Genomic DNA, 22,345 nt, shown 5'->3' with positions numbered 1-22,345 from the left:
TGTCAATTCTAAATTTAGTTCATAAAGACTAAGTCCTATTACAACTACGTCTGATTTTATTTCCTATAAAGCTTCTTTTCCAGTCTCTCCAGTTCTTATCCTTATAACTTCAGAAATATCACTTATAAATATCTTTCCATCTCCAGCTTCTCCAGTTCTAGTTACATCTATTATAAGTTTTACTACCTCATTTACTTTGTAGTCTTCAACAACAATTTTTATTTCTACCTTAGGAAGGAAATGTATTAAAACCTCATTTCCTCTATAATACTCTGACCAACCTAATTGTTGTCCGCATCCCATTACTTGAGATATAGTTATTCCATTAATTTGACCTTCCTTTAAAGCTTCTTTAAGTTCCTCTAGTTTTGTTGGCCTAATAATAGCTTCAATTTTTTTCATACAATACCCCCTAATCTAGTCCAATATATGCTGGATAAGCAGATTCATCATGTTCTGATAAATCTAGTCCATTAGCTTCATCAAATTTAGATACTCTTACATCCATAAATAGTTTTATAATACTCATAATAATAAAGCTCATACTTGCAGTTATTGCAATTGTGATAACAATACTAATTATTTGAGCAACAAACAATTTCGTATCACCATAAAACAATCCATTTCCTTGCAATGATGGATTTATTGAAGTATTAGCAAATAAACCAGTTGCTATACCTCCCCAAATTCCGCCAATACCATGACAACCAAAAGCATCTAAAGCATCATCATAACCAAATTTCTTTTTTACAGTTGTCATAAAAAAGAAACATATAGGACTAACTAAAGCACCAATTATTAAAGATGCCCAAATTGGAACAAATCCAGCAGCAGGTGTTATCGCTACTAATCCTACTACAGCTCCAGTAGCTGCTCCTAATAATGTTGGTTTACCATTTTTAATTTTTTCTATTAATATCCAGGATAATAGCCCTGCAGCAGCAGAGGTATTAGTTGTTAAAAATGCAGTAATAGCTAAAGTTCCTGACCCTAATGCACTCCCTGAATTAAAACCAAACCATCCAAACCAAAGTAATCCCGCCCCTAGAACTACAAATGGTATATTATGTGGTTTATAACTTACCATTCCATGACCTCTTCTTTTGCCTATCATAATACAAACTACTAATCCTGTTATTCCTGAACTAATATGCACTACATTTCCTCCAGCAAAATCTACTGCACCTAACGCTCTAATTAACCCGCCATCTCCCCATACCATATGTGTAAGTGGGTAATATACTAAGAAAAGCCATGATGTTATAAACATTAGCAATGAAGAAAATTTCATTCTACCCACTAACGCTCCTGTTATGAGTGCAGGTGCAACTATTGAAAACATCATTTGAAAAGTAGCAAATAATGTTTCTGGTATAGTTGATGCATAAATAACATTCGGATCTACGCTTACATTGTTAAAAAACAAGTAATTAAATCCTCCAATTATACCATGAATATCTTTACCAAAAGATAATGAATATCCAATAACAATCCATAGAACCGATGAGATTCCACACATTATAAAAGATGTGAAGATTGTGTTTAATACATTTTTACGTGCGCTCATTCCCCCATAGAAAAAAGCTAAAGCAGGTGTCATTAAAAATACTAGTGCTGCACTTATTAACATAAATGCGCTATCTCCTGAATTAATTCCCATTTACTACGCCCCCTTTTTATAAAAAAAAAGAGATAATGTATATAGCCGTAGGCAAATACATTATCTCCATTGATATTAATATTATCTTATCCGTTTTCACTAAAAAAGTCAATGATAGAATATAATTTTTGACACTAAATTTTTTTTATTAAAAAGCTTCTACTTTTACTATAATTCCTTTTTCAAAAAGATTAATACTCCGTTAAATAAAAAAGAAGTATCTCTTTCTAATAAAGATATTTCTTATTTTTTTAGATTAATCAAAAAGCAGCATAACTATTTGTTATACTGCTTTTATATTATTAAACTCTTCCTACAACATCTAATATTTCTGTATTTTCCCTATTTTTAATAAACCATTTACCAAAATCACTATATTTATAAAACAAAATATTATCATATCCATTCTTATTATTTTTTTCATAGTATTTTACCTTAATTAAAAAATTTATCATTTACTATTCCCCCTATCCTATATATTATATTATCACCACTTTTTCCACTTCTTAATCACGACTTAATTTTTTACATTAAAATCATTGTTTTTCCCATTAATTATGTAATAATAAAAGTAATAAATATAGTTTGGAGTTGTTTATAATGAGTATAGAAAAGTTATCACAAATAATAGATAATAGTAATAACATAGTTTTCTTTGGTGGTGCTGGCGTAAGCACTGAATCTAATATACCCGATTTTAGAAGTGCTACTGGTTTATTTAATGAAAATCTAAATAGAAATTTTACTCCTGAGCAATTAGTTTCTCATAGCTTTTTCTTTAAACATACAGAAGAATTTTTTAAATTTTATAAAGATAAGTTAATTTATAAAAATGCAAAACCAAACAATGCACATATTTCTCTAGCTAAACTTGAGGAAAAAGGTAAATTAAGAGGTGTTATAACTCAAAATATTGATGGCCTTCATCAAATGGCAGGAAGTAAAAATGTATTAGAACTTCATGGATCTATCCACAGGAACAACTGCATTAGCTGTGGACAATTCTATGATCTATGTGGATTACTTTCACTTGAAGGCATTATTCCACATTGCAAGGAATGTGACGGTTTAGTAAAACCTGATGTTGTTCTTTATGAAGAAGGACTAGATGAAGATATAATTAATAAATCTATAGATCTTATCTCTAATGCTGAGGTGTTAATAATAGGTGGAACCTCTCTTATGGTATATCCAGCTGCTGGATTTATTAAATATTTTAAAGGAAAACATTTAATCCTTATAAATAAATCCGAGACCCAATATGATAACATAGCAGAAATAGTAATAAATGAACCAATAGGAAGAGTACTTGAGTATTGTGTTCTGAAATAAAAAAATCACTAAGAGGTTATAGGAATTTTATAAAAGCAAAGTTTCTATAACCTCTTAATGGTTTTTATACTTATAATATTAATTTATAATAAATCATAAATATCTGATAATTCTATAGATATTTTTTCTTCTGTAGGCTTAGAATTATTTCCACTTATATTTTTAACTTCTTCCTGAATGTTCTCACAAATAATATTAGGTAATCTAACTATAAACTCACTACCTTTACCTTCATTATCATTTAAGTAAACCTCTCCATTATGCAGTTCCACTAAAGACTTAACTAATGCCAGTCCAATTCCACTACCTTCCTTTTTTCTGTTTAAAGATTTATCACTTTGTATAAACCGTTCAAATATGTATTCTCTTAACTCCTTTGACACTCCAATTCCAGTATCTTTAACACTAATTTCTACCCAAGTTTCATTAACTGATATATTTACAAATATATTTCCACCGACATCATTAAACTTTATAGCATTTGATATAATATTTAACATAACCCTCTCTATTTCATCTGGATCACACTTTATTTCTAATTCTTCCACTTCTGTATCAAACATTATATTTATTTTTTTAGCTTCTACATAGGGTACTATTGATAAAGTTATATCTTCTACTAAATTTATTATATTATGATTCCCAAATTTCATTTTTATGAATCCTGAATCTATTTTACTAATATCTATTAAATTATTTACGAGCCTTAACATTCTAAAGCAATTTTGTTTAATTGTTCCCTCATATTTATTATAATAGATAGCTAATGATTCAGCTCCGTTTTCCTTCTGAATACTCAATAATTGAAAACAAGAATAAATTATATTTATAGGTGTCCTTATTTCATGAGATAAATTAGCAAAAAATTCATTTCTTATCTTGTCATAAGCTTTCATTTCATTATATTTTAATTTTAAATATTCAAATTCATTTCTATAACTAATATCTCTTGAAACTATAACATGTCCAACTAATTCGTTGTTGTCAGTATAAATTCTACTAACAACCGATTCCATAACAATTATACTCTTATCTTTACACACAACATCGTGCTCCATAAATGCACTATCTTTATAATTGTTTTTCAGGAAATTATATGTACTCTCCTGGATCTCATCTAAAAGAATATTGTATTTTTCGCCTATTAATTCTTCCTTAGAGTATCCGACAACTTGCTCAACCATAGTATTTACATAAGTAATGTTGCCATCTAAATCTAGAGTATATATTATATCTTTAATACTTTCAGTCATAGTTATAAATTTGTTTTCATTTATTTTTATTTCTCTATTCCTTTTATAATCTTCCGTAATATCTCTAAAAGATACTACTCTTCTTGATTTAGTCTTATTAATTTCAACTTGTCTAATATCTAATTTAACTATACTACCACTCTTTAAAAATATTATATCTTTAAAATAAACATTTTTACTATTCTTTTGATTATTTATATTAATCTGATTAATTTCTTTAATATCTATATTATTATTTAATATATTTATATTTTTATATGTATTATTTTTATCATTCCCTTCACTATATCCATTATCTCTCATTAATTTATTGGCATATATAACTTCATTTTTTTCATTATACATAATTACATTATTTATAGGATTCTGATCAGTTAAATTATAAAACACTTGAAGTTCTTCCTTTAGAGCCTCATTTTCCTTAACTCTACTTACTATTTCAATAAATAATCCTATTATTAATATAAAAAAACCACACGCTGTAAATATTTTGCACCAAGAATATAAATTAACATTAACATTGAAATTAAAATTATACACACCCATTATTGAATATATTTTTCTTAGTATGAACATATTTATACTAGCTATTATTATTCCCCATATAAAATCACTTTTCTTGATAATTTTAATAGCTAATATAGTCATAACAATACTGTAATAAACTATTATTCCTAAGTTCAAAATTATAATTACGTTTCTACTACTAATAATTAACTTACTATATTTAAAATGTATTTCTAATAATATTAAAGCAACAGTCACTACTACTGATATTATTACCGATAGTTCTCTTCTTTTATTTAACCATTTAGTTAATTTATTATCTTCTTTTATAATAAGTGTAATTAATATCATTCTAAATATTGAAGTAAATATTAATAGACCTATCATTTTAGATACTTGTTCTGATTTTATCATAAAAATAGTTTCGCATAAATATTCACTAACAATGCTTATATAAAGTAATGTTATTACGAAAAACTCATCTTTCTTATACATGTAGTAATATAACCAACATGTAATTACAGCCATAAATGCAAGAACATAATTTATGCTTATGATACTACTACACATTTCATTTGAAAATATATTCACTTTATCTATATTTATTAAATTGATAATAAATATAGATATTGTAATTATAGATAACAATAATACTATTTTAATTTTTCTATTTATTAACTTTTTATCCTTAGTATTTATTAAACTCATTTCCATTCCTATATCCATTCCCCTCTTCACTCATTAGCAATTTAAACATAATGTTACTATTTCATAATACCATTGTCTCTTTTCATTAGTATACATTTTTTAGCAAAATTTACAAAAAAACTACACTTTTCTTTATTTTTAGCATAGTTTTTTTGTAAATAATATAATTTTTCCTAATAGTATCCTTGTATACAATATAATTATTTATCCATATACTGTCAAGATATTTGTTTTAAACTCAATATTTACTATATTTTTCAATAATATTATACACATTATTTTATTACCTTTTAAAATAAAAAAAGCTACACACTCATACAATAAATGTATGAGTGTGTAGCTATATATATTTGAGTATTTTAATATTGAGGTATCTTCAAAAAATAAATAGTTAGATTAAACTTCCTTAGTTAATTTTTCTAAATCAGCTATTATTACTTTCACTAAATCTAGTTTCCCTTTTGCATAATCTTTTTCTATTAACCAATCCATCCCTAAGCCCAAAGCTTCTTCTGTTTCTTTATATTCATTTAATAATTTTACTAATTCATTTTCCATAATATTTCACCCCATAGATTATAAATTTATGATTACACAACATACTTATAATTATAGTATAACCATATAATGCATTTAGATTCATTTTTTATAAACCTATACTCTTACCTATTAAAATAAATTCTCTATTCTACAGTAACTGATTTTGCTAAGTTACGTGGTTTATCCACGTCACAACCCTTTTCTTTCGCCATATAATAAGCTATTAATTGAAGTGGTACTACTGATAATACTGGTGTTAATATTGGATTTGTATTTGGTATATAAATAACTCCATCAACTACACCTTCTATATCTTTATCGCCTTCATTTGCAATAGCTAAAACCTTAGCTCCTCTTGTTATAACTTCTCTTATATTACTTATCATCTTATCTTTAAGTTTATCTTGAGTTAACAATGCAATAACTACTGTTCCTTTTTCTATTAAAGCTATTGGTCCATGCTTTAATTCTCCACCTGCATAGGCTTCTGAATGAATATATGATATTTCCTTTAATTTTAATGATCCTTCTAATGCTATTGCATAATCAAGACCTCTTCCTAAGAAAAACACATCCTTATCCATATAATTCTTGGCAGCAAATTTTTGTAGCTCTTCTTTCTGAGTTAATATCATTTCTACCTTACTTGGTAAATTAGCTATTTCTTCTTTTATAATACTAGATTCTTCTTTAGATATTGTTTCTTTAACCTCACCTAAATATAATCCTAGTATATACATTGCTATTAATTGTGTTTCATAAGCTTTTGTTGATGCAACTGCAATTTCTGGACCTGCCCATGTATATAAAACATGGTGAGCTTCTCTTGAAACTGAACTTCCAACTACATTTGTTACTGCTAAAACTGTTGCTCCTAGCTTTTTAGAATCTCTTAAAACTGCTAATGTATCTGCTGTTTCTCCAGATTGACTTATTACTATTAATAGTGAATTTTTAGTAATTAACGGTTGTCTATATCTAAACTCTGATGCAATATCTACTTCCACAGGAATCTTAGCTAAATTTTCAATTACTGTTTTCCCAACTAATCCTGCATGATACGCTGTTCCACAAGCTACTATAAACACTCTATCAAACTTATCTAATTCTTCTTTTGTAAACTTTATATTTTCTAATGATACTTTTGCATCACCTGCTATTCTTGATGTTAATGTATCTCTTATAGCTTTAGGTTGTTCGTAAACTTCTTTAAGCATGAAATCTTCAAATCCACCTTTTTCTGCTGCATCTATATCCCAAGTAACATGAAAAATTTCTTTATCTATTACTTCTCCATCTTCTGTTTTAAGTGTTACTCCATCATTTGTAATTATTACAAATTCTTTATCTTCTAGTAAATAAACTTCTCTTGTATATTCAAGTACTGCTGGTATATCTGACGCTATGAAGAATTCGTCTTTTCCAAGTCCAACTATTAATGGGCTGTCTTTTCTAACCGCTATAAGCTTATCTGGTTCATTTTTGCAAATTACACCTATTGCATAGCTTCCTTCCATTTTAGTTATAGCTTTTGTTAACGCTTCAAATAAGTCACCTTTATAATAATAATCTATTAGATTTGGAATTACCTCTGTATCTGTTTCTGAATAAAACTTATATCCTTTACTACCTAACCATTCTCTAAGTTTTATATAATTCTCTATTATTCCATTATGAACAACACTGATTGTTCCTTCAGCATTACTATGAGGATGTGAATTACTATCTGAAGGCTCTCCATGAGTTGCCCATCTAGTATGTCCTATTCCTATAGTCCCTTTTACTGGTTTCTTTTGTAAGTTGTTCTCTAAATTCTTTAAACGACCTTTACATCTTTTAACTGTAAGATCTCCATTTTCTATTATTGCAACTCCTGCTGAATCATATCCTCTGTATTCAAGTTTTGATAATCCTTCAACTAAAATAGGCGATGCCTCTCTATTTCCTACATATCCAACTATTCCGCACATATTATTTCTTCCTTCCTTCTCGTAAGTTTTTAACACCTAGCTAATGTTGTGCTACAAATTACTTCGTAGTTTTATTAACCTTTTACGGTAGTGCATACCGTGGGGCACCCGCCGAAGAATCGATACTCCCCATCCTCGTCAACTAAATTGAAATTCATATTAGTTCTGGCGCTTTTATTTTTAATAATTAATAATTAATTTTTAGCTTTAATTTCACCTCCATTATTCTTTATATAGTTTATTCTATGCAAAACTTTTTTAAACTCTTACTAATTTTAACACTTTTTTTCTTAAAATCAACTGTTTTTTATTAAATTTATTCATTTACCATTATATATAGCAATTATTCTTATATTACTCCTACTTTCTCTTGTTTACTCAACTTAACAACTATACATATAGATGTCTAGACCTTTATACAAAACTTAACTATTAATTTGCTTTGACTTTAGGAGTTCTAAAATAAACTTATAAATAACAATAGGTAGCTTAGTTGAGCTACCTATAAATTTTCTATTTAATAATTGATACCTCAAAACTTCCACACATTGTATCATTGTATTCATTGATATTTTCACTACTTATAATAATATTTTCTGCACTACATTCTCCATCTTTATTATGAATACAGTTTTCAGCTTCACATTCTATATATACACTATTTTTGCCATTTTCATTTAAACTTACTAAAAATTTTGCTTCTTGAAAGCTTGAGCAATACGTGTTACTAGATTGCGATGCTAATTTTCCACCAACACAAATAGAATTATTGCAACATTTGTTTTCTTTATTGAAAGCACAGCTAGTCACACTGCACATTAATCCTGTCATATTATTATTTGCAAGAGAAACTTGAACATTTTGTTTCTCCACATTCATAAGCCCAAGCGCCATTAATATCTACATAATCAGCCTCACAAGTGCAATTAGAATTGTGATTACAATTTGTTGCCTCACAATTAATACTTAAATTTATATTTGGTGTTTGAATATTATTAGTAAAAGCGTCCTCAGATTCTTGAAAATTTTCGCAACAAGTTGCTTCTGAAGCACTTGCTTGTGCTCCAACTACTTTTATTTCATTTATACAACAATAACTATCATAATTATTAGTACAATTTTTAACTGAACAATTTAATTTAGCCATACTAAAATCCTCCTTAAACTTACATATCTTCAAAAACAACTATAAATTATATAGTTGTTTTTCAGACTTTCTTATTTCATTTAGTATTTTGTGTAATATAAATGTTTTTATACAATGTAATTTTATATGTATCTATAACTCACTTTTACTAATATTAATTATTTATATTTTCTTATTTAACTAAGGCATCTTCAAAAGATTTTATTATATCTTCAATATCTTCAATCCCTAACGAAACTCTTATTAAAGTGTCTGTTACTCCTAATTTTTCTCTTTCTTCTTTTGGTATTGACGCATGACTCATTTTTACAGGATAAGAAACTATTGTTTCCACTGCCCCTAGGCTTACTGCCACTGCAACATTTGTTACTTTATTTAAAAATTCTGTTGTTTTTTCTAAATTCTTTAATTTGAAAGATAATACTGCACCACCACCATATGCTTGACTAAAGTGAATATCCTTTCCCTTATGTGAATCTAATCCAGGATAATATACAGCTTCTACTTCTTCTCTATCTTCTAACCAGGAAGCTAACTCTTCTGCATTTTTTTGTGATTCTTTCATTCTCACTTTTAATGTCTTTAGCCCTCTTAGAATTAACCAACAATCTTGTGGCCCAAGTATTGCTCCAAATGTATTTTGGATTTGATATATTCTTTTGCCAATAGCCTCATCCCTTGTAACTGCAAGCCCTGCAATTACATCACTATGCCCCCCAATAAATTTTGTTGCACTATGCACAACTATATCCGCCCCTAATTCCAATGGCCTTTGTAAATATGGTGACATAAAAGTATTATCTACAATAACAACTGCACCACACTCTTTTGCTAACTTAATTGAAGCTTTTAAATCTATAATTTTTAACAATGGATTTGATGGTGTTTCTAAATATATCGCTTTTGTATTTTCCTTTATTGCATTTTTTATATTTAGATTCTCCGATGCATCTACAAAAGTAAATTCTATATTAAATCTTGAAAATAATTGTGTTACAGCTCTATAAGTTCCTCCATAGACATCTCCACAAACTATAATGTGATCTCCTGCTGAAAAAATACTTAAAACTGATGATATTGCAGCCATCCCAGACGAAAATGCATATCCATATTTTCCACCTTCTAATTCTGCTATAGAATTTTCTAAAACCTCTCTAGTTGGGTTTGCAGATCTTGAATAGTCATATTTCCCAAAATTTTCTATATCAAATTGATGATATGTTGATGTTTGGTATATAGGCGTACTTAATGCGCCTGTATTTTTATCTATACTTCCCTCTCCATGTAAAATTTTTGTTCCAAATTTCATAATTATTCCTCCAATACATTTTCTAAATCTTTTATTAAATCATCTATCTTCTCTATTCCAATAGAAAGTCTTAATAGATATTCATCTACCCCTAATTTTTCTTTAATTTCTAGCGGAATTTCTGCATGGGTTTGTGTATAAGGATATGTTACTAATGTCTCAACTCCACCTAAGCTTTCTGCAAAAGAAATAACTCTTACTCCTGATAATATTTTAGGAATTATATTTTTATCTTTTACCCTAAATGAAATCATGGCTCCAAATCCCCTGCTTTGAAGTTGATTTACGTCATATCCTTTATGTTCTTTTAGCCCTACATAAAAAACCTTATCTATATTTTTATTTTCTTTTAACCAGTTAGCTATTTTAATAGCATTCTCTTGGCATCTATCCATTCTAATATGAAGTGTTTTCAATCCTCTTAATACTAGCCAAGAATCAAAAGGTGAAAGAGTAGCTCCCGTGGATTTTTGAATTATTCTAAGCTTACTAATTAACTCCTCGTTATTAGCTACTATAAATCCTGCGAGCACATCATTATGTCCACCTAAATATTTAGTGCCACTATGAACTACTAAATCAATTCCGAGATTTAAAGGTTTTTGGTAATATGGTGTCAAAAATGTATTATCTACTATAGATATAAAGTTATACTTCTTACATATATCTACTATCATATTTATATCTGTTATCCTCATTAATGGATTTGATGGTGTTTCTACAAATATAACTTTTGTATTATTTTTTATAGCCTTTATAATTTCATCTTCTTTTGATGTATCAACAAATGTTGCTTCAATATGATATATTCTGTATATATCATTGAATAATCTAAATGTTCCTCCATATAAATCCTCTGATAAAATCACATGATCTCCAGATTCCAATAGATTTATACAAGCTGTTATAGCTGCTACTCCTGTTGAAAACCCTAATGATTCTTTTCCACATTCTAATAATGCTATAGTTTTTTCTAGTTCTTCTCTTGTCGGATTTTGAAGTCTTGAATAATCATATCCGGTGCTTTCATGTAATCCATTATGCTTAAATGTAGCTGCTTGGTATATTGGAAAACTTATTGCCCCAGTTTTCTCATCTCCACCACTAGCACCCCTAACTGCACTTGTTTCAAAATGGCATGCATTAAAATTGCTCATAAAATTGCCCCCTTTTATTTTTAGATAAAAAAAAGTCACTTCTCATAAAATGAAAAGCGACTTAGAATAATCTAGTCTAATAGTAATACTGAATATTACTTTTCTTCTTATTTTTCAGGATAACCCTGCAGGAATTAGCACCACATTCATTTAAATATCAATTAAAATTGTTATTTAATCAAATAGGTTGCTGGGTTTCAAAGGGCCAGTCCCTCCACCACTCTTAATAAGATCTAATATTAAATTTATAACTCTATTATATTGCTTTCACTTTTTTTGTCAATCTTTTTTTTATATCCATTCTCTATAATTAATTTTTGTTTTTCTTTTCTGGTTAGTTGTTTAACTTCATATTCTCTTTTCATAGCCTCAATTTTATTGTCAAATTCTTCAAAATAAACTAACTCTACAGGTAATCTTCCTTTAGTATATTTTGCTCCCTTTCCTTGTGAATGAACTTTAAATCTCTTATCTAAATCATTAGTCCACCCTGTATATAATGAACTATCTGAACATTTTAATATATACATGTAATTCATTTTTATCTCCTATAATATATCTTTCACTTGTTTTCCATGCTCTTATTATACACTATTCTATACCTCTTATTTGAGCTATTTCCCCCTTTTGTTCAATATATTATCTCGATATTTTTCAAACTATCTATAACCTATTTTATTAAACAGGTTATATTCCGACTTGAAAATCTAATTATTATATTAATATAATTTAAAAAATAATTGTTTATATTTACATATTTTCTTTAATAAATACTAACACTATTACCAACAAAATTAATTAGGAGGAAATATTTATATGAAAATTTCTAATAAACCAAGATTTCTACTTATAACTTTAATATTAAGTTTATTTTTATTTACAAGCTTTGCAACTTTTTCTTCACAGGCTAGTCCTAATGGATTAGTTATTGATACCAGTAATATTATTTTAGGAAAAGTCTATTATGACAATTTTTCTATGGTAGCTAAAAAATTAACCTCTGCTAACGGAATTGGTTATTGTTTGCAAATAAATAAAGATTATCCTCATAGTGAAATTTTTACTAATCAAGGCACTGTGAACTATGATATTGAAAATATTTTAGCTTGTGGTTACCCAAATAGATCACCCAAGGATTTAAACTTGCCCTCTGAAGAGGACGCTTACTTTGCAACCCAAATTGCTATTTGGAGCTATATAGAGGGTTATGACACTTCTAAAATAACTGGAGATAGACCTGAAATAATAACAGCTATAAATACTATATATAATAATTCTTTAACTCTAAAAAATGTTAAATTGAATTATGATACAAACTTATTTTTCACTGCAGATAGCATTCAACATGTGGTTATATTATCAATAAATATATCTGAAAGTCTTCCTATTTCAGATATTTCTCCAATAATTGATGAGTCTAATATTATCCAGGGTAAATAATATTAGACATTGTAAAATAAAAATGCTAGACCTAATATTCTATCTTGAACGTTTAATCTTATGTTTAAAGAAAAAAGAGAGTTCTAATTTAGTATAAAATTTTATAAAAGAGGGTCATTCATAATTATTTTAATAATAATTTATGAATGACCCCCTTTTTTTATAATTAACTTATGTTTTTTTAAATGCCTAATCTAATTTCTTGCTATCTATCCAGCTCATCATTCCTCTTAACTCTTTACCTACAGTTTCGATTTGATGCTCTGATTCCATTCTTCTTGTTGCATTGAAATTTGGTCTTCCTACCATGTTTTCAACTAACCAGTTTTTAGCGAAAGTACCATCTTGAATTTCAGTTAATATTTTCTTCATTTCTTTCTTAGTTTCATCTGTTACTATTCTGTTTCCAACTACATAATCACCATATTCAGCAGTATCTGAAATTGAATATCTCATCATACTCATACCACCTTGATACATTAGATCTACTATTAATTTCATTTCATGTAGACATTCAAAGTACGCATTTTCTGGTGCATATCCAGCTTCTACTAAAGTTTCAAACCCAGCTTTTATAAGAGCTGTACATCCACCACAAAGAACTGCTTGTTCTCCAAATAAATCTGTTTCCGTTTCATCTTTAAAAGTGGTTTCTAATATACCAGCTCTTGCTCCACCTATTCCATTTGCATAAGCTAAAGCATAATCTTTAGCCTTGCCGCTGTAATCTTGATGAACCGCTATTAAACATGGAACTCCTGATCCTTCTGTATATGTTCTTCTTACCATATGTCCTGGCCCCTTTGGTGCAACCATATATACATCTACATTTGCAGGTGGAACTATTTGAGTGTAATGAATATTGAATCCATGTGCAAATACTAAAGCATTACCCTCTTCTAAATAAGGTGCAATTCCAGCTTCATATATAGCTCTTTGCTTTTCATCTGGAACTAATATCATTATTACATCTGCTGCCTTAGAAGCCTCTTCAACTGTTGCAACTTTAAGCCCCGCTTCTTTTGCTCTATTCCACGATTTACTGCCTTCATAAAGACCAACTACTACATCAATTCCACTTTCATGTAAATTTAATGCATGAGCATGACCTTGGCTACCATAACCAATTACTGCTACCTTCTTATTTTTTAATAATTCTAAATTTGTGTCCTTTGCATAATACATCTTTGCCATTTTTTTAGCCCCCTAATTATTTTAAATCTTCTTCCATTATGATCTGATCGATCGGTTCACCTGGTGCAACCATTGGAAATACTTTTTTGTCACTGTGTATTATATAATCAATAACAACTGGTCCATTAGTATTTAAAGCATCTTTTAAAACTTCTTCTAAATTTTCTTTCATTGATACTCTTAACCCTTTCGCCCCAAAAGCCTCTGCTAATTTTACAAAGTCAGTAGATCTATTAAGAGTAGTTTCTGAATATCTTTCTTCATAGAATAAGCTTTGCCATTGCCTTACCATCCCTAACGAATTATTGTTCATAATTATCACTATAATTGGTAGATTATTTTTAACTGCTGTAACTAATTCATTACAATTCATACCAAAGCTACCATCTCCAGCAATGTTAAAGACTCTCTTATCCTTTTTCGCCATTTGAGCACCTATAGATGCTCCAAGTCCAAACCCCATAGTTCCAAGCCCACCAGATGATATAAATGTTCTTGGTGTTTTATAATTAAAATATTGCGCAGCCCACATTTGATGTTGACCAACTTCTGTTGTAATTATAAAATCCCCTTTATCAAATTTATCTAATTTCTCAAATAAAAACTTTGGTGTTAAAGGTCCTTCTTCTGGCATTTCTAACTTTTTAATAGTTTTAAGATTATTTATATTATTAAGCCATTCTTCATTTTTCTTATTGTTAATTAACGGCATTAGACTCTCTAAACTTACTTTTAAATCACCTATTATAAATGCATCAACCTTTACATTTTTATTTACTTCAGCTGGATCAACTTCAAGTTGAACAATCTTTGCATTTTTAATATGATCTGGGCTACTAATTACTCTATCGCTAAATCTAGCTCCAAGTGTTATTAATAAATCACATTTCGTTGCAGCAACGTTTGATGCTTTAGTTCCATGCATTCCTATCATTCCTGTATAAAGTCTATGATTGCAAGGAATAGCCGATGTACTCATTAATGTAGTTGCTAGTGGCGCATTTATTTTTTCTGCAAATCTAATTACTTCCTCGCTAGCTCCTGCTATGTTAACCCCACCACCTGCATATATAAAAGGTCTATTACATTCATTTATAAGCAGTGCTACTTCTTCTAAGGATTTTGCTGTTATGTGTTTTTCTTTCTTTTCTACATTCTTTGGTATTAACTTTTCATATATAGCTTTATTTGCTGTAATATCCTTTGGAATATCTATAAGAACTGGCCCTGGCCTTCCTTCTTGTGCTATATAAAATGCTTCTCTTATTATATTTTGTAATTCATTAACATCTTTAACTATATAATTGTGTTTAGTTATTGGTATTGTAATACCCGTTATATCTACTTCTTGAAAACTATCTTTTCCAAGTAGTGCTTTTGGTACATTTCCAGTTATAGCTACCATAGGAACTGAATCCATATAAGCAGTTGCAATTCCTGTTACTAAGTTTGTTGCTCCCGGCCCTGATGTTGCAAGACAAACTCCTACTCTGCCAGTTGCTCTTGAATATCCATCTGCTGCATGAGCTGCCCCTTGCTCATGACTTGTTAAAATATGATTTATTTCCTTACTATATTTATATAGTTCATCATAAATATTTAAAACAGATCCCCCTGGATATCCAAATATAGTTTTAACACCTTCATCTATCAAAGATTTTATTAGTATTTCTGCCCCAGTTAATAACACATTGCCCCCTCCTTATTTTAGGCACCTTCAAAAAATAATATTCCTATATACAGTTTATTATTTCTTGTATATGCCTCTTACTTATATACAGCCCCCGCACTAGCCGAACTTACAAGTTTAGCATAACGAGCTAAATATCCTTCTTTTATTTTAGGTTCTTGAATTTTTAATTTTTTTCTTCTTTCTTCTAAAACTTCATCAGAAACTAAAAGTTCAAGCTTTCCTTCATTTATATCAATTGAAATTATATCCCCTTCTTCTACTAGTGCAATAACTCCACCTTCTGCAGCTTCTGGTGATACATGTCCTATGGCAGCCCCTTTAGTTGCTCCACTAAATCTACCATCTGTTATTAATGCTACACTTTTATCCAGTCCCATTCCTGCAATTGCTGAAGTTGGTGATAACATTTCTCTCATTCCAGGGCCACCCTTAGGTCCTTCATATCTAATTACTACTACATCTCCTGATACAATCTTCTTAGAACGTATTGCGTCTATTGTTTCTTCTTCAGAATTAAATACTCTTGCTGGCCCCTCATGTTTTAGCATCTCTAAAACCACTGCAGATCTTTTAACTACAGCCCCATCCTTTGCTAAATTACCTCTAAGCACTGCAATTCCACCAGTTTCACTATATGGATTATCTATATTTTTTATTACTGTATTATCTAAGACCTCTACTTTCTCTATGTTTTCAGCATGAGTTTTTGATGTTGCTGTAATACAATCTAAGTTCAATAAATTCTTCTTAGATAATTCTTTAATTACTGCTTGTATTCCACCTGCCCAATATAAATCCTCAATATGAGTTTCGGATGCCGGTGCTAATTTGCAAAGGTTTGGCGTTTTTGATGATACTTCATTTATAATATCTAAATTCATTTCAATCTTAGCTTCATTTGCTATAGCTGTTAAATGAAGTACACTATTAGTTGAACATCCAAGCGCCATATCTACAGTTAATGCATTCCTTATTGCTTTTTCATTTACTATATCTCTTGGCTTAATATCCTTCTCCAATAAATTCATCACTGCCATACCCGCATATTTAGCAAGTCTTATTCTTTCTGAATAAACTGCCGGTATTGTTCCATTTCCTGGTAATGCAAGCCCTAATGCTTCTGCTAAGCAATTCATAGAATTTGCAGTAAACATACCAGAACAAGAGCCACAAGTTGGACATGCTTTATTTTCTAAATCACATAAATCACCTTCTAGCATTGCACCATTTTCAAAAGCACCTACTGCTTCAAACACAGTTGAAAGCGATACTGGTTTATCTTTAAACTTACCTGCAAGCATTGGCCCACCACTTACAACAACTGCTGGAATATTTAATCTAAGTGCTGCCATTATCATCCCTGGTACAATTTTGTCACAGTTTGGAATTAAAACTAATGCATCAAACCCATGAGCCATTGTCATACACTCAATTGTATCTGCTATAAGTTCTCTTGTTGCTAGAGAATATCTCATTCCCACGTGTCCCATCGCAATACCATCACATACTCCTATAGTTGGGAATACTAAAGGTGTTCCTCCGGATAATAAAATCCCTTTTTTAACACCTTCAACAATCTTATCTAAATTTATATGACCTGGAATTATATCATTTTGCGATGTAACTACTCCTATTAAAGGCTTTTTTATTTCTTCATCTGTTAACCCTGTAGCCTTAAATAGAGCTCTATGCGGGGCTCTTGATGGCCCCTTTTTAACTATATCACTTCTCATAATTTCCACCTCTTCCAGCTTAAAATATCTTTGTTTATTAATTTTCTAAGATACTTTAAATATCTTAGAAAAAAAATATATATCGCACCTTACTCGTTATTTTTTCAGGTTACTTAACTATTTTATTTAAAACTAATCTTCCAATTTCTTTAGTTCCAATAAGTTTCATTCCTAAGCTCATTATGTCTCCAGTTCTATAGCCTTCTTCTAATACTTCAATTACTGATTTTTCTATTAACATAGCTTCTTCTTCTAATCCAAAGCTATGTCTAAGCATCATTGCTGCTGAAAGTATTGTAGCTAAAGGATTTGCTATTCCTTTCCCTGCAATATCTGGAGCACTTCCATGAATTGGCTCATATATTCCAAGTTTCCCATCTCCAAGTGATGCTGATGGTAACATTCCTATAGAACCTGTTATCATACTTGCTTCATCAGATAAAATATCTCCAAACATGTTTGAAGTAACTATTACATCAAACTGCTTAGGATCTTTTACAAGTTGCATTGCCGCATTATCAATATAAAGATGATTAACTTTAACTTCAGGGTAATCTTTAGACATTTCATCCACAACTCTTCTCCAAAGCCTTGAGCTTTCTAATATATTAGCTTTATCTACACTTGTAAGGTTCTTATCTCTTTTCATTGCAGTTTCGAAACCTATTTTAGCTATTCTTTTAACTTCATTAACATTATATATTTCTGTATCATAAGCACTTTCAACACCATTTACTTCTTCTTTTCCTCTTTCTCCAAAGTAAATTCCACCTGTTAACTCTCTTACTACAAGAATATCAATTCCATCTCCAATTACGCTTTCCTTTAATGGTGATGCATCCTTCAATGGTTCATATAAAAGAGCTGGTCTTAAGTTGCAATAAAGATTTAATCCACCTCTTAATCCTAAAAGAGCTTGCTCTGGTCTTACTTTTGCATTTGGTATATCCCATTTTGGTCCACCTACTGCTCCAAGTAATATTGAATCACTATTTTTGCAAGCTTCTAAAGTTTCTTGTGGTAGTGGTGTTCCTTTTTCATCTATTGCACATCCACCTGCTAATAAATATTCATACTTAAAACTATGACCAAAATCAACACCTATTTTATCTAATATTTTTACTGTTTCTTCTATCACTTCTGGCCCTATTCCGTCACCAGGTATAACCGCTATTTTATAATTCATTTTAAAACCCCCATTTAAATTGCTTACTGCTTATCGCTTACTTATTTCACTAATTATTTTCCACTTTTTATATATCCAATTAGCCCATTGTTATTTATTATTTTTTGCATGAACTCTGGGAAACCTTCCCCTTTATAAGTCTCATTTTTTGTTAGATTTTTTATAACCCCTGTTGAAAATTCTACTTCTAACTCATCTCCAGCATCTATAGCCTTAACTGCTGCCTCACATTCTATTATTGGTAAACCTATATTAATTGCATTTCTATAGAAAATTCTTGCGAAAGTTGAAGCTATTACACAACTTACTCCACTTTCTTTAATTGCTATTGGAGCATGCTCTCTTGAAGAACCACATCCAAAATTCTTATTTGCAACTATAATATCCCCTTTTTCTACCTTTTTAACAAAATCTGCATCTATATCTTCCATACAATGCGCAGCTAATTCCTTTGGATCTGATGTGTTTAAATATCTTGCAGGCATTATTACATCTGTATCTACATTGTCTCCATATTTGAAAACTTTACCTCTTGCATTCATACTCTTATCCCCCTATTAAACTAATTCTGGATCTGTTATTTTACCTGTAAGTGCTGATGCTGCTGCAACTGCGGGGTTTGAAAGATAAACTTCAGATTCAACATGCCCCATTCTTCCTACAAAATTTCTATTTGTAGTTGATATTGCTCTTTCACCCTTAGCTAAAATACCCATATGTCCACCTAAACACGGTCCACATGTAGGCGTTGAAACTATTGCTCCCGCTTCAACTAAATCTGTTAATATTCCTTCTTTTATAGCCTGAAGATATATTTTTTGAGTTCCTGGGAAAACAATACATCTAATTCCTTTTTTAACTTGCTTACCTTTAAGTATATCTCTTGCAATTCTTAGATCTGAAATTCTTCCATTTGTACATGAACCTATAACAACTTGATCAACCTCTACATCTCCAACTTCATCAATTGTTCTTGTGTTATCAGGTAAATGTGGAAATGCTATTGTTGGTCTTAATGTACTTAAATCTATTTCATAAACTTCATCATACTGGGCATCTGCATCTGCTTCATACACTTTCCATTCTTTAGCTGCATGATCTTTTAAATATCCTATAGTCTCTTTATCTACAGGGAATATTCCATTTTTAGCACCAGCTTCAATAGCCATATTAGCCATTGTAAATCTATCATCTATTAATAAATATTCTAACCCATCACCAACAAATTCCATTGATTTATATAAGGCTCCATCTACACCTATCATTCCAATTATGTGCAGTATTACATCTTTACCACTAACCCATTTAGCTGGCTTGTTTTTCAAAACAAACTTGATTGCTGATGGCACTTTAAACCAACATTTTCCTGTAGCCATTCCAGCTGCCATATCTGTTGAACCTATCCCTGTTGAAAAAGCTCCAAGTGCTCCATATGTGCAAGTATGTGAATCAGCTCCTATAACTACATCGCCAGCTACTGCTAACCCTTTTTCAGGGATTAGACAATGTTCAATTCCCATTTGTCCAACTTCAAAGAAATTAGTTATTTCTTTATCTTTAGCAAATTCTCTTATGAACTTGCACTGCTCTGCTGCTTTTATATCCTTATTTGGTGTAAAGTGATCTGGTACTATTGCAATTTTTTCTTTGTTAAACACCTTATCTACTTTAAATTTTTCAAATTCCTTTATAGCTACTGGTGTAGTAATATCATTTCCTAATACTAAATCTAAGTCTGCCTCAATTAATTGTCCAGCCTTTACAGTTTCAAGCCCCGCGTGAGCTGCTAATATTTTTTGTGTCATTGTCATTCCCATTTTTTTTGCCCCCTTAAAAATACATTTTCATTTTTCTTTCCATATCTTTTATTAACTTATACTCTATAGAATCTACCAATGCTACCCAACTTGCTTGGATAACATCTCTAGATACCCCAACTGTACTCCAATTTTCTTCTCCATCTGTTGATTCAATTAATACTCTAACTTTCGCTCCTGTTGCACTTTCAGAATCTAAAACTCTTACTTTATAGTCAACTAATCTAACATCCTTAAGCTCCGGATAAAACACTTCTAACGCCTTTCTTAAAGCCTTATCTAAAGCATTAACTGGTCCATCACCTTCTGCTGCTGTCATTTCTGTTTTTCCATCTACAGTTATATTAATTAATGCGGTAGAACTAAAATCAGCATTACACGCCGGTTGTTCTCCTATAATTTTAAAATGATTTAATTCAAAGAATGGTTTATATTTACCTATTATCTTTCTAATCACAAGCTCTATAGTACCTTCAGCCCCTTCAAACTTATAACCTTCACACTCTAATTTTTTCAGTCTATTCGTAATATTCTGAATTTCTTTGCTATCTTTAGTTATTAGCGGAAATATCTTTTGCACTTCTCTTAAAATTGTGCTTTTCCCACTAACTTCTGATACTAAAAATCTTCTATTGTTTCCTATTGATTCTGGTTTTATATGTTCATAAGAGTCCGATGATTTACATACCGCATCTACATGCATTCCACCTTTATGTGCAAATGCTGAATTTCCTACATACGGCATTTCATCTGTAAGTGGTATATTAGAAACTTCTGCTATATATCTGGCTTTAGAAGTTAACTCCTCTATTATCTTATCTGAAATAATATCATAATTCATTTTGAACTTTAAAGTTGGAATAATAGTACTTAAATTTGAATTACCACACCGTTCTCCTACACCAATAAATGTTCCTTGTATGTGACAAACTCCTGCTTGTACTGCGCATATAGAATTTGCTACAGCCATTCCAATATCATTGTGACAATGAATCCCTATTTTACCTCCAATTAATTCAACTACATCTTTTGTAATGTCATTAATTTCACTTGGTAACGTGCCTCCATTTGTATCACATAATACAATTACATCTGCTCCAGATTCTTTTGCTGCAATTAATGTCTTTATTGAATATTCCTTATTATTTTTATATCCATCAAAGAAATGTTCTGAATCAAATATAACTTCTTTATTTTTAGATTTTAAAAATTTTATTGAATCCTTTATCATTTTTAAATTTTCTTCTAGTGTAGTTTTTAAAATGTCTGTTACTTGAGTATCCCATGACTTCCCAAAAATTACTGTTACCTCTGTTTCTGCTTCCAATAGACTTTTTAAATTATTATCCTCTTCTACTTTTATATTAGGTTTTCTAGTAGATCCAAATGCTGCTAGCTTTGAATTCTTTAACTTAACATTTTTAATTTTTTTGAAAAACTCCATATCTTTTGGATTTGACCCTGGATTTCCAGCTTCTATATAAGCTACCCCTATTTCATCTAAAACTGTTACTATCTTTAATTTATCTTCTAAAGAAAAGCATATCCCTTGTCCTTGTGCCCCATCTCTTAATGTAGAATCAAGAATATCTATTTTACATTTACTCACAAAATAACGCCCCCTTAATCTTAGTTAGCTTAATGCATATTTAAAAAAATAATAAGCCAATACGCTAGTCTATTTTTTTCAAATGCCTAA

Annotated in this window: 20 protein-coding genes and 1 riboswitch; of the genes, 2 read left to right on the top strand and 18 right to left on the bottom strand. The window is 30.0% G+C overall.

The genetic code is table 11. The features are described 5' to 3' along the window. Positions 1-63: 63 nt before the first annotated feature. From BLS77_RS10580 to BLS77_RS19900, 3 genes are all read right to left on the bottom strand, one after another. Entirely contained in the window at positions 64-402 is a 339-nt protein-coding gene (locus tag BLS77_RS10580) for a P-II family nitrogen regulator (protein ID WP_089969279.1), read from the bottom strand. Positions 403-412: 10 nt separating this feature from the next. Beyond that, positions 413-1,660 (bottom strand): ammonium transporter, encoded by a 1,248-nt coding sequence (locus BLS77_RS10575; RefSeq protein ID WP_089969276.1) that lies wholly within the window; start codon positions 1,658-1,660, stop codon positions 413-415. A gap of 302 nt (positions 1,661-1,962) precedes the next feature. Then, entirely contained in the window at positions 1,963-2,115 is a 153-nt protein-coding gene (locus tag BLS77_RS19900; protein WP_175490833.1) for a hypothetical protein, read from the bottom strand. Between the two features lie 145 nt (positions 2,116-2,260). Here BLS77_RS19900 and BLS77_RS10570 point away from each other — a divergent pair, with 145 nt between their 5' ends. Further along, positions 2,261-2,992: an NAD-dependent protein deacylase gene (locus tag BLS77_RS10570; protein ID WP_089969273.1), complete on the top strand. Its 732-nt coding sequence runs from the start codon at positions 2,261-2,263 to the stop codon at positions 2,990-2,992. Between the two features lie 83 nt (positions 2,993-3,075). On the opposite strand, the gene BLS77_RS10565 is transcribed toward BLS77_RS10570, so the two are convergent. The 8 genes from BLS77_RS10565 to BLS77_RS10535 all read right to left on the bottom strand — a co-directional run bounded on the left by BLS77_RS10565 (position 3,076) and on the right by BLS77_RS10535 (position 12,122). Beyond that, a complete protein-coding gene (locus tag BLS77_RS10565) occupies positions 3,076-5,490 on the bottom strand; it encodes a PAS domain-containing sensor histidine kinase (RefSeq protein ID WP_175490832.1) in 2,415 nt (804 codons plus the stop codon). 366 nt (positions 5,491-5,856) lie between these two features. Further along, positions 5,857-6,018 carry a hypothetical protein gene (locus BLS77_RS19895; RefSeq protein WP_167866903.1) on the bottom strand — a complete coding sequence of 54 codons (162 nt, stop codon included), beginning with the start codon at positions 6,016-6,018 and terminating at the stop codon, positions 5,857-5,859. A 125-nt stretch (positions 6,019-6,143) separates the two neighbouring features. Beyond that, the gene (gene glmS / locus BLS77_RS10560) at positions 6,144-7,970 is read right to left on the bottom strand and encodes a glutamine--fructose-6-phosphate transaminase (isomerizing) (RefSeq protein WP_089969267.1); all 1,827 of its coding nucleotides are present in this window, start codon (positions 7,968-7,970) and stop codon (positions 6,144-6,146) included. Between the two features lie 513 nt (positions 7,971-8,483). Then, the gene (locus tag BLS77_RS10555; RefSeq protein ID WP_175490831.1) at positions 8,484-8,849 is read right to left on the bottom strand and encodes a DUF1540 domain-containing protein; all 366 of its coding nucleotides are present in this window, start codon (positions 8,847-8,849) and stop codon (positions 8,484-8,486) included. Next, a complete protein-coding gene (locus tag BLS77_RS10550; protein WP_089969262.1) occupies positions 8,806-9,117 on the bottom strand; it encodes a DUF1540 domain-containing protein in 312 nt (103 codons plus the stop codon). Before BLS77_RS10550 ends, BLS77_RS10555 begins: the two co-directional genes overlap by 44 nt. Positions 9,118-9,289: 172 nt before the next feature. After that, complete coding sequence (locus BLS77_RS10545; protein ID WP_089969259.1) at positions 9,290-10,426, bottom strand: trans-sulfuration enzyme family protein; 1,137 nt, start codon at positions 10,424-10,426, stop codon at positions 9,290-9,292. Positions 10,427-10,428: 2 nt separating this feature from the next. Next, on the bottom strand, positions 10,429-11,583 hold the full coding sequence (locus BLS77_RS10540; RefSeq protein ID WP_089969256.1) for a trans-sulfuration enzyme family protein: 1,155 nt from the start codon (positions 11,581-11,583) through the stop codon (positions 10,429-10,431). Between the two features lie 104 nt (positions 11,584-11,687). Continuing rightward, a riboswitch (SAM riboswitch) is annotated at positions 11,688-11,816 on the bottom strand. Positions 11,817-11,828: 12 nt separating this feature from the next. Continuing rightward, positions 11,829-12,122 (bottom strand): GIY-YIG nuclease family protein, encoded by a 294-nt coding sequence (locus BLS77_RS10535; protein WP_089969253.1) that lies wholly within the window; start codon positions 12,120-12,122, stop codon positions 11,829-11,831. Between the two features lie 277 nt (positions 12,123-12,399). Here BLS77_RS10535 and BLS77_RS10530 point away from each other — a divergent pair, with 277 nt between their 5' ends. Continuing rightward, positions 12,400-13,023, top strand: coding sequence for a thioester domain-containing protein (locus tag BLS77_RS10530; protein ID WP_089969250.1), 624 nt, complete (start codon positions 12,400-12,402; stop codon positions 13,021-13,023). A gap of 189 nt (positions 13,024-13,212) precedes the next feature. On the opposite strand, the gene ilvC is transcribed toward BLS77_RS10530, so the two are convergent. From ilvC to cimA, 7 genes are all read right to left on the bottom strand, one after another. Next, a complete protein-coding gene (gene ilvC / locus BLS77_RS10525; protein WP_089969247.1) occupies positions 13,213-14,217 on the bottom strand; it encodes a ketol-acid reductoisomerase in 1,005 nt (334 codons plus the stop codon). 16 nt (positions 14,218-14,233) lie between these two features. Beyond that, the gene (gene ilvB / locus BLS77_RS10520; RefSeq protein WP_089969244.1) at positions 14,234-15,907 is read right to left on the bottom strand and encodes a biosynthetic-type acetolactate synthase large subunit; all 1,674 of its coding nucleotides are present in this window, start codon (positions 15,905-15,907) and stop codon (positions 14,234-14,236) included. Positions 15,908-15,984: 77 nt separating this feature from the next. Continuing rightward, a complete protein-coding gene (gene ilvD / locus BLS77_RS10515; protein ID WP_089969242.1) occupies positions 15,985-17,643 on the bottom strand; it encodes a dihydroxy-acid dehydratase in 1,659 nt (552 codons plus the stop codon). Between the two features lie 109 nt (positions 17,644-17,752). After that, the gene (gene leuB / locus BLS77_RS10510; protein ID WP_089969239.1) at positions 17,753-18,829 is read right to left on the bottom strand and encodes a 3-isopropylmalate dehydrogenase; all 1,077 of its coding nucleotides are present in this window, start codon (positions 18,827-18,829) and stop codon (positions 17,753-17,755) included. Positions 18,830-18,882: 53 nt separating this feature from the next. Beyond that, positions 18,883-19,371, bottom strand: a complete 489-nt coding sequence (leuD, locus tag BLS77_RS10505; RefSeq protein WP_089969237.1) for a 3-isopropylmalate dehydratase small subunit — start codon at positions 19,369-19,371, stop codon at positions 18,883-18,885. Between the two features lie 15 nt (positions 19,372-19,386). Then, positions 19,387-20,646, bottom strand: coding sequence for a 3-isopropylmalate dehydratase large subunit (gene leuC / locus BLS77_RS10500; protein ID WP_089969234.1), 1,260 nt, complete (start codon positions 20,644-20,646; stop codon positions 19,387-19,389). A gap of 13 nt (positions 20,647-20,659) precedes the next feature. Then, entirely contained in the window at positions 20,660-22,255 is a 1,596-nt protein-coding gene (gene cimA / locus BLS77_RS10495) for a citramalate synthase (protein WP_089969231.1), read from the bottom strand. Positions 22,256-22,345 lie beyond the last annotated feature (90 nt).

This window comes from Clostridium gasigenes (genome assembly GCF_900104115.1).
Classification (GTDB): Bacteria; Bacillota; Clostridia; order Clostridiales; family Clostridiaceae; genus Clostridium; species Clostridium gasigenes.
This window is presented reverse-complemented; position numbering and strand designations above follow the sequence as displayed.

What these genes read in the sequence shown, in the direction of transcription:
- BLS77_RS10580 (WP_089969279.1), bottom strand. Translation starts at nt 402, where the DNA reads ATGAAAAAAATTGAAGCTATTATTAGGCCAACAAAACTAGAGGAACTT.
- BLS77_RS10575 (WP_089969276.1), bottom strand. Translation starts at nt 1,660, where the DNA reads ATGGGAATTAATTCAGGAGATAGCGCATTTATGTTAATAAGTGCAGCA.
- BLS77_RS10540 (WP_089969256.1), bottom strand. Translation starts at nt 11,583, where the DNA reads ATGAGCAATTTTAATGCATGCCATTTTGAAACAAGTGCAGTTAGGGGT.
- BLS77_RS10545 (WP_089969259.1), bottom strand. Translation starts at nt 10,426, where the DNA reads ATGAAATTTGGAACAAAAATTTTACATGGAGAGGGAAGTATAGATAAA.
- BLS77_RS10555 (WP_175490831.1), bottom strand. Translation starts at nt 8,849, where the DNA reads ATGAATGTGGAGAAACAAAATGTTCAAGTTTCTCTTGCAAATAATAAT.
- leuB (WP_089969239.1), bottom strand. Translation starts at nt 18,829, where the DNA reads ATGAATTATAAAATAGCGGTTATACCTGGTGACGGAATAGGGCCAGAA.
- ilvC (WP_089969247.1), bottom strand. Translation starts at nt 14,217, where the DNA reads ATGGCAAAGATGTATTATGCAAAGGACACAAATTTAGAATTATTAAAA.
- BLS77_RS10535 (WP_089969253.1), bottom strand. Translation starts at nt 12,122, where the DNA reads ATGAATTACATGTATATATTAAAATGTTCAGATAGTTCATTATATACA.
- glmS (WP_089969267.1), bottom strand. Translation starts at nt 7,970, where the DNA reads ATGTGCGGAATAGTTGGATATGTAGGAAATAGAGAGGCATCGCCTATT.
- BLS77_RS19895 (WP_167866903.1), bottom strand. Translation starts at nt 6,018, where the DNA reads ATGGAAAATGAATTAGTAAAATTATTAAATGAATATAAAGAAACAGAA.
- BLS77_RS10530 (WP_089969250.1), top strand. Translation starts at nt 12,400, where the DNA reads ATGAAAATTTCTAATAAACCAAGATTTCTACTTATAACTTTAATATTA.
- leuC (WP_089969234.1), bottom strand. Translation starts at nt 20,646, where the DNA reads ATGGGAATGACAATGACACAAAAAATATTAGCAGCTCACGCGGGGCTT.
- leuD (WP_089969237.1), bottom strand. Translation starts at nt 19,371, where the DNA reads ATGAATGCAAGAGGTAAAGTTTTCAAATATGGAGACAATGTAGATACA.
- ilvD (WP_089969242.1), bottom strand. Translation starts at nt 17,643, where the DNA reads ATGAGAAGTGATATAGTTAAAAAGGGGCCATCAAGAGCCCCGCATAGA.
- BLS77_RS10550 (WP_089969262.1), bottom strand. Translation starts at nt 9,117, where the DNA reads ATGGCTAAATTAAATTGTTCAGTTAAAAATTGTACTAATAATTATGAT.
- BLS77_RS10570 (WP_089969273.1), top strand. Translation starts at nt 2,261, where the DNA reads ATGAGTATAGAAAAGTTATCACAAATAATAGATAATAGTAATAACATA.
- BLS77_RS19900 (WP_175490833.1), bottom strand. Translation starts at nt 2,115, where the DNA reads ATGATAAATTTTTTAATTAAGGTAAAATACTATGAAAAAAATAATAAG.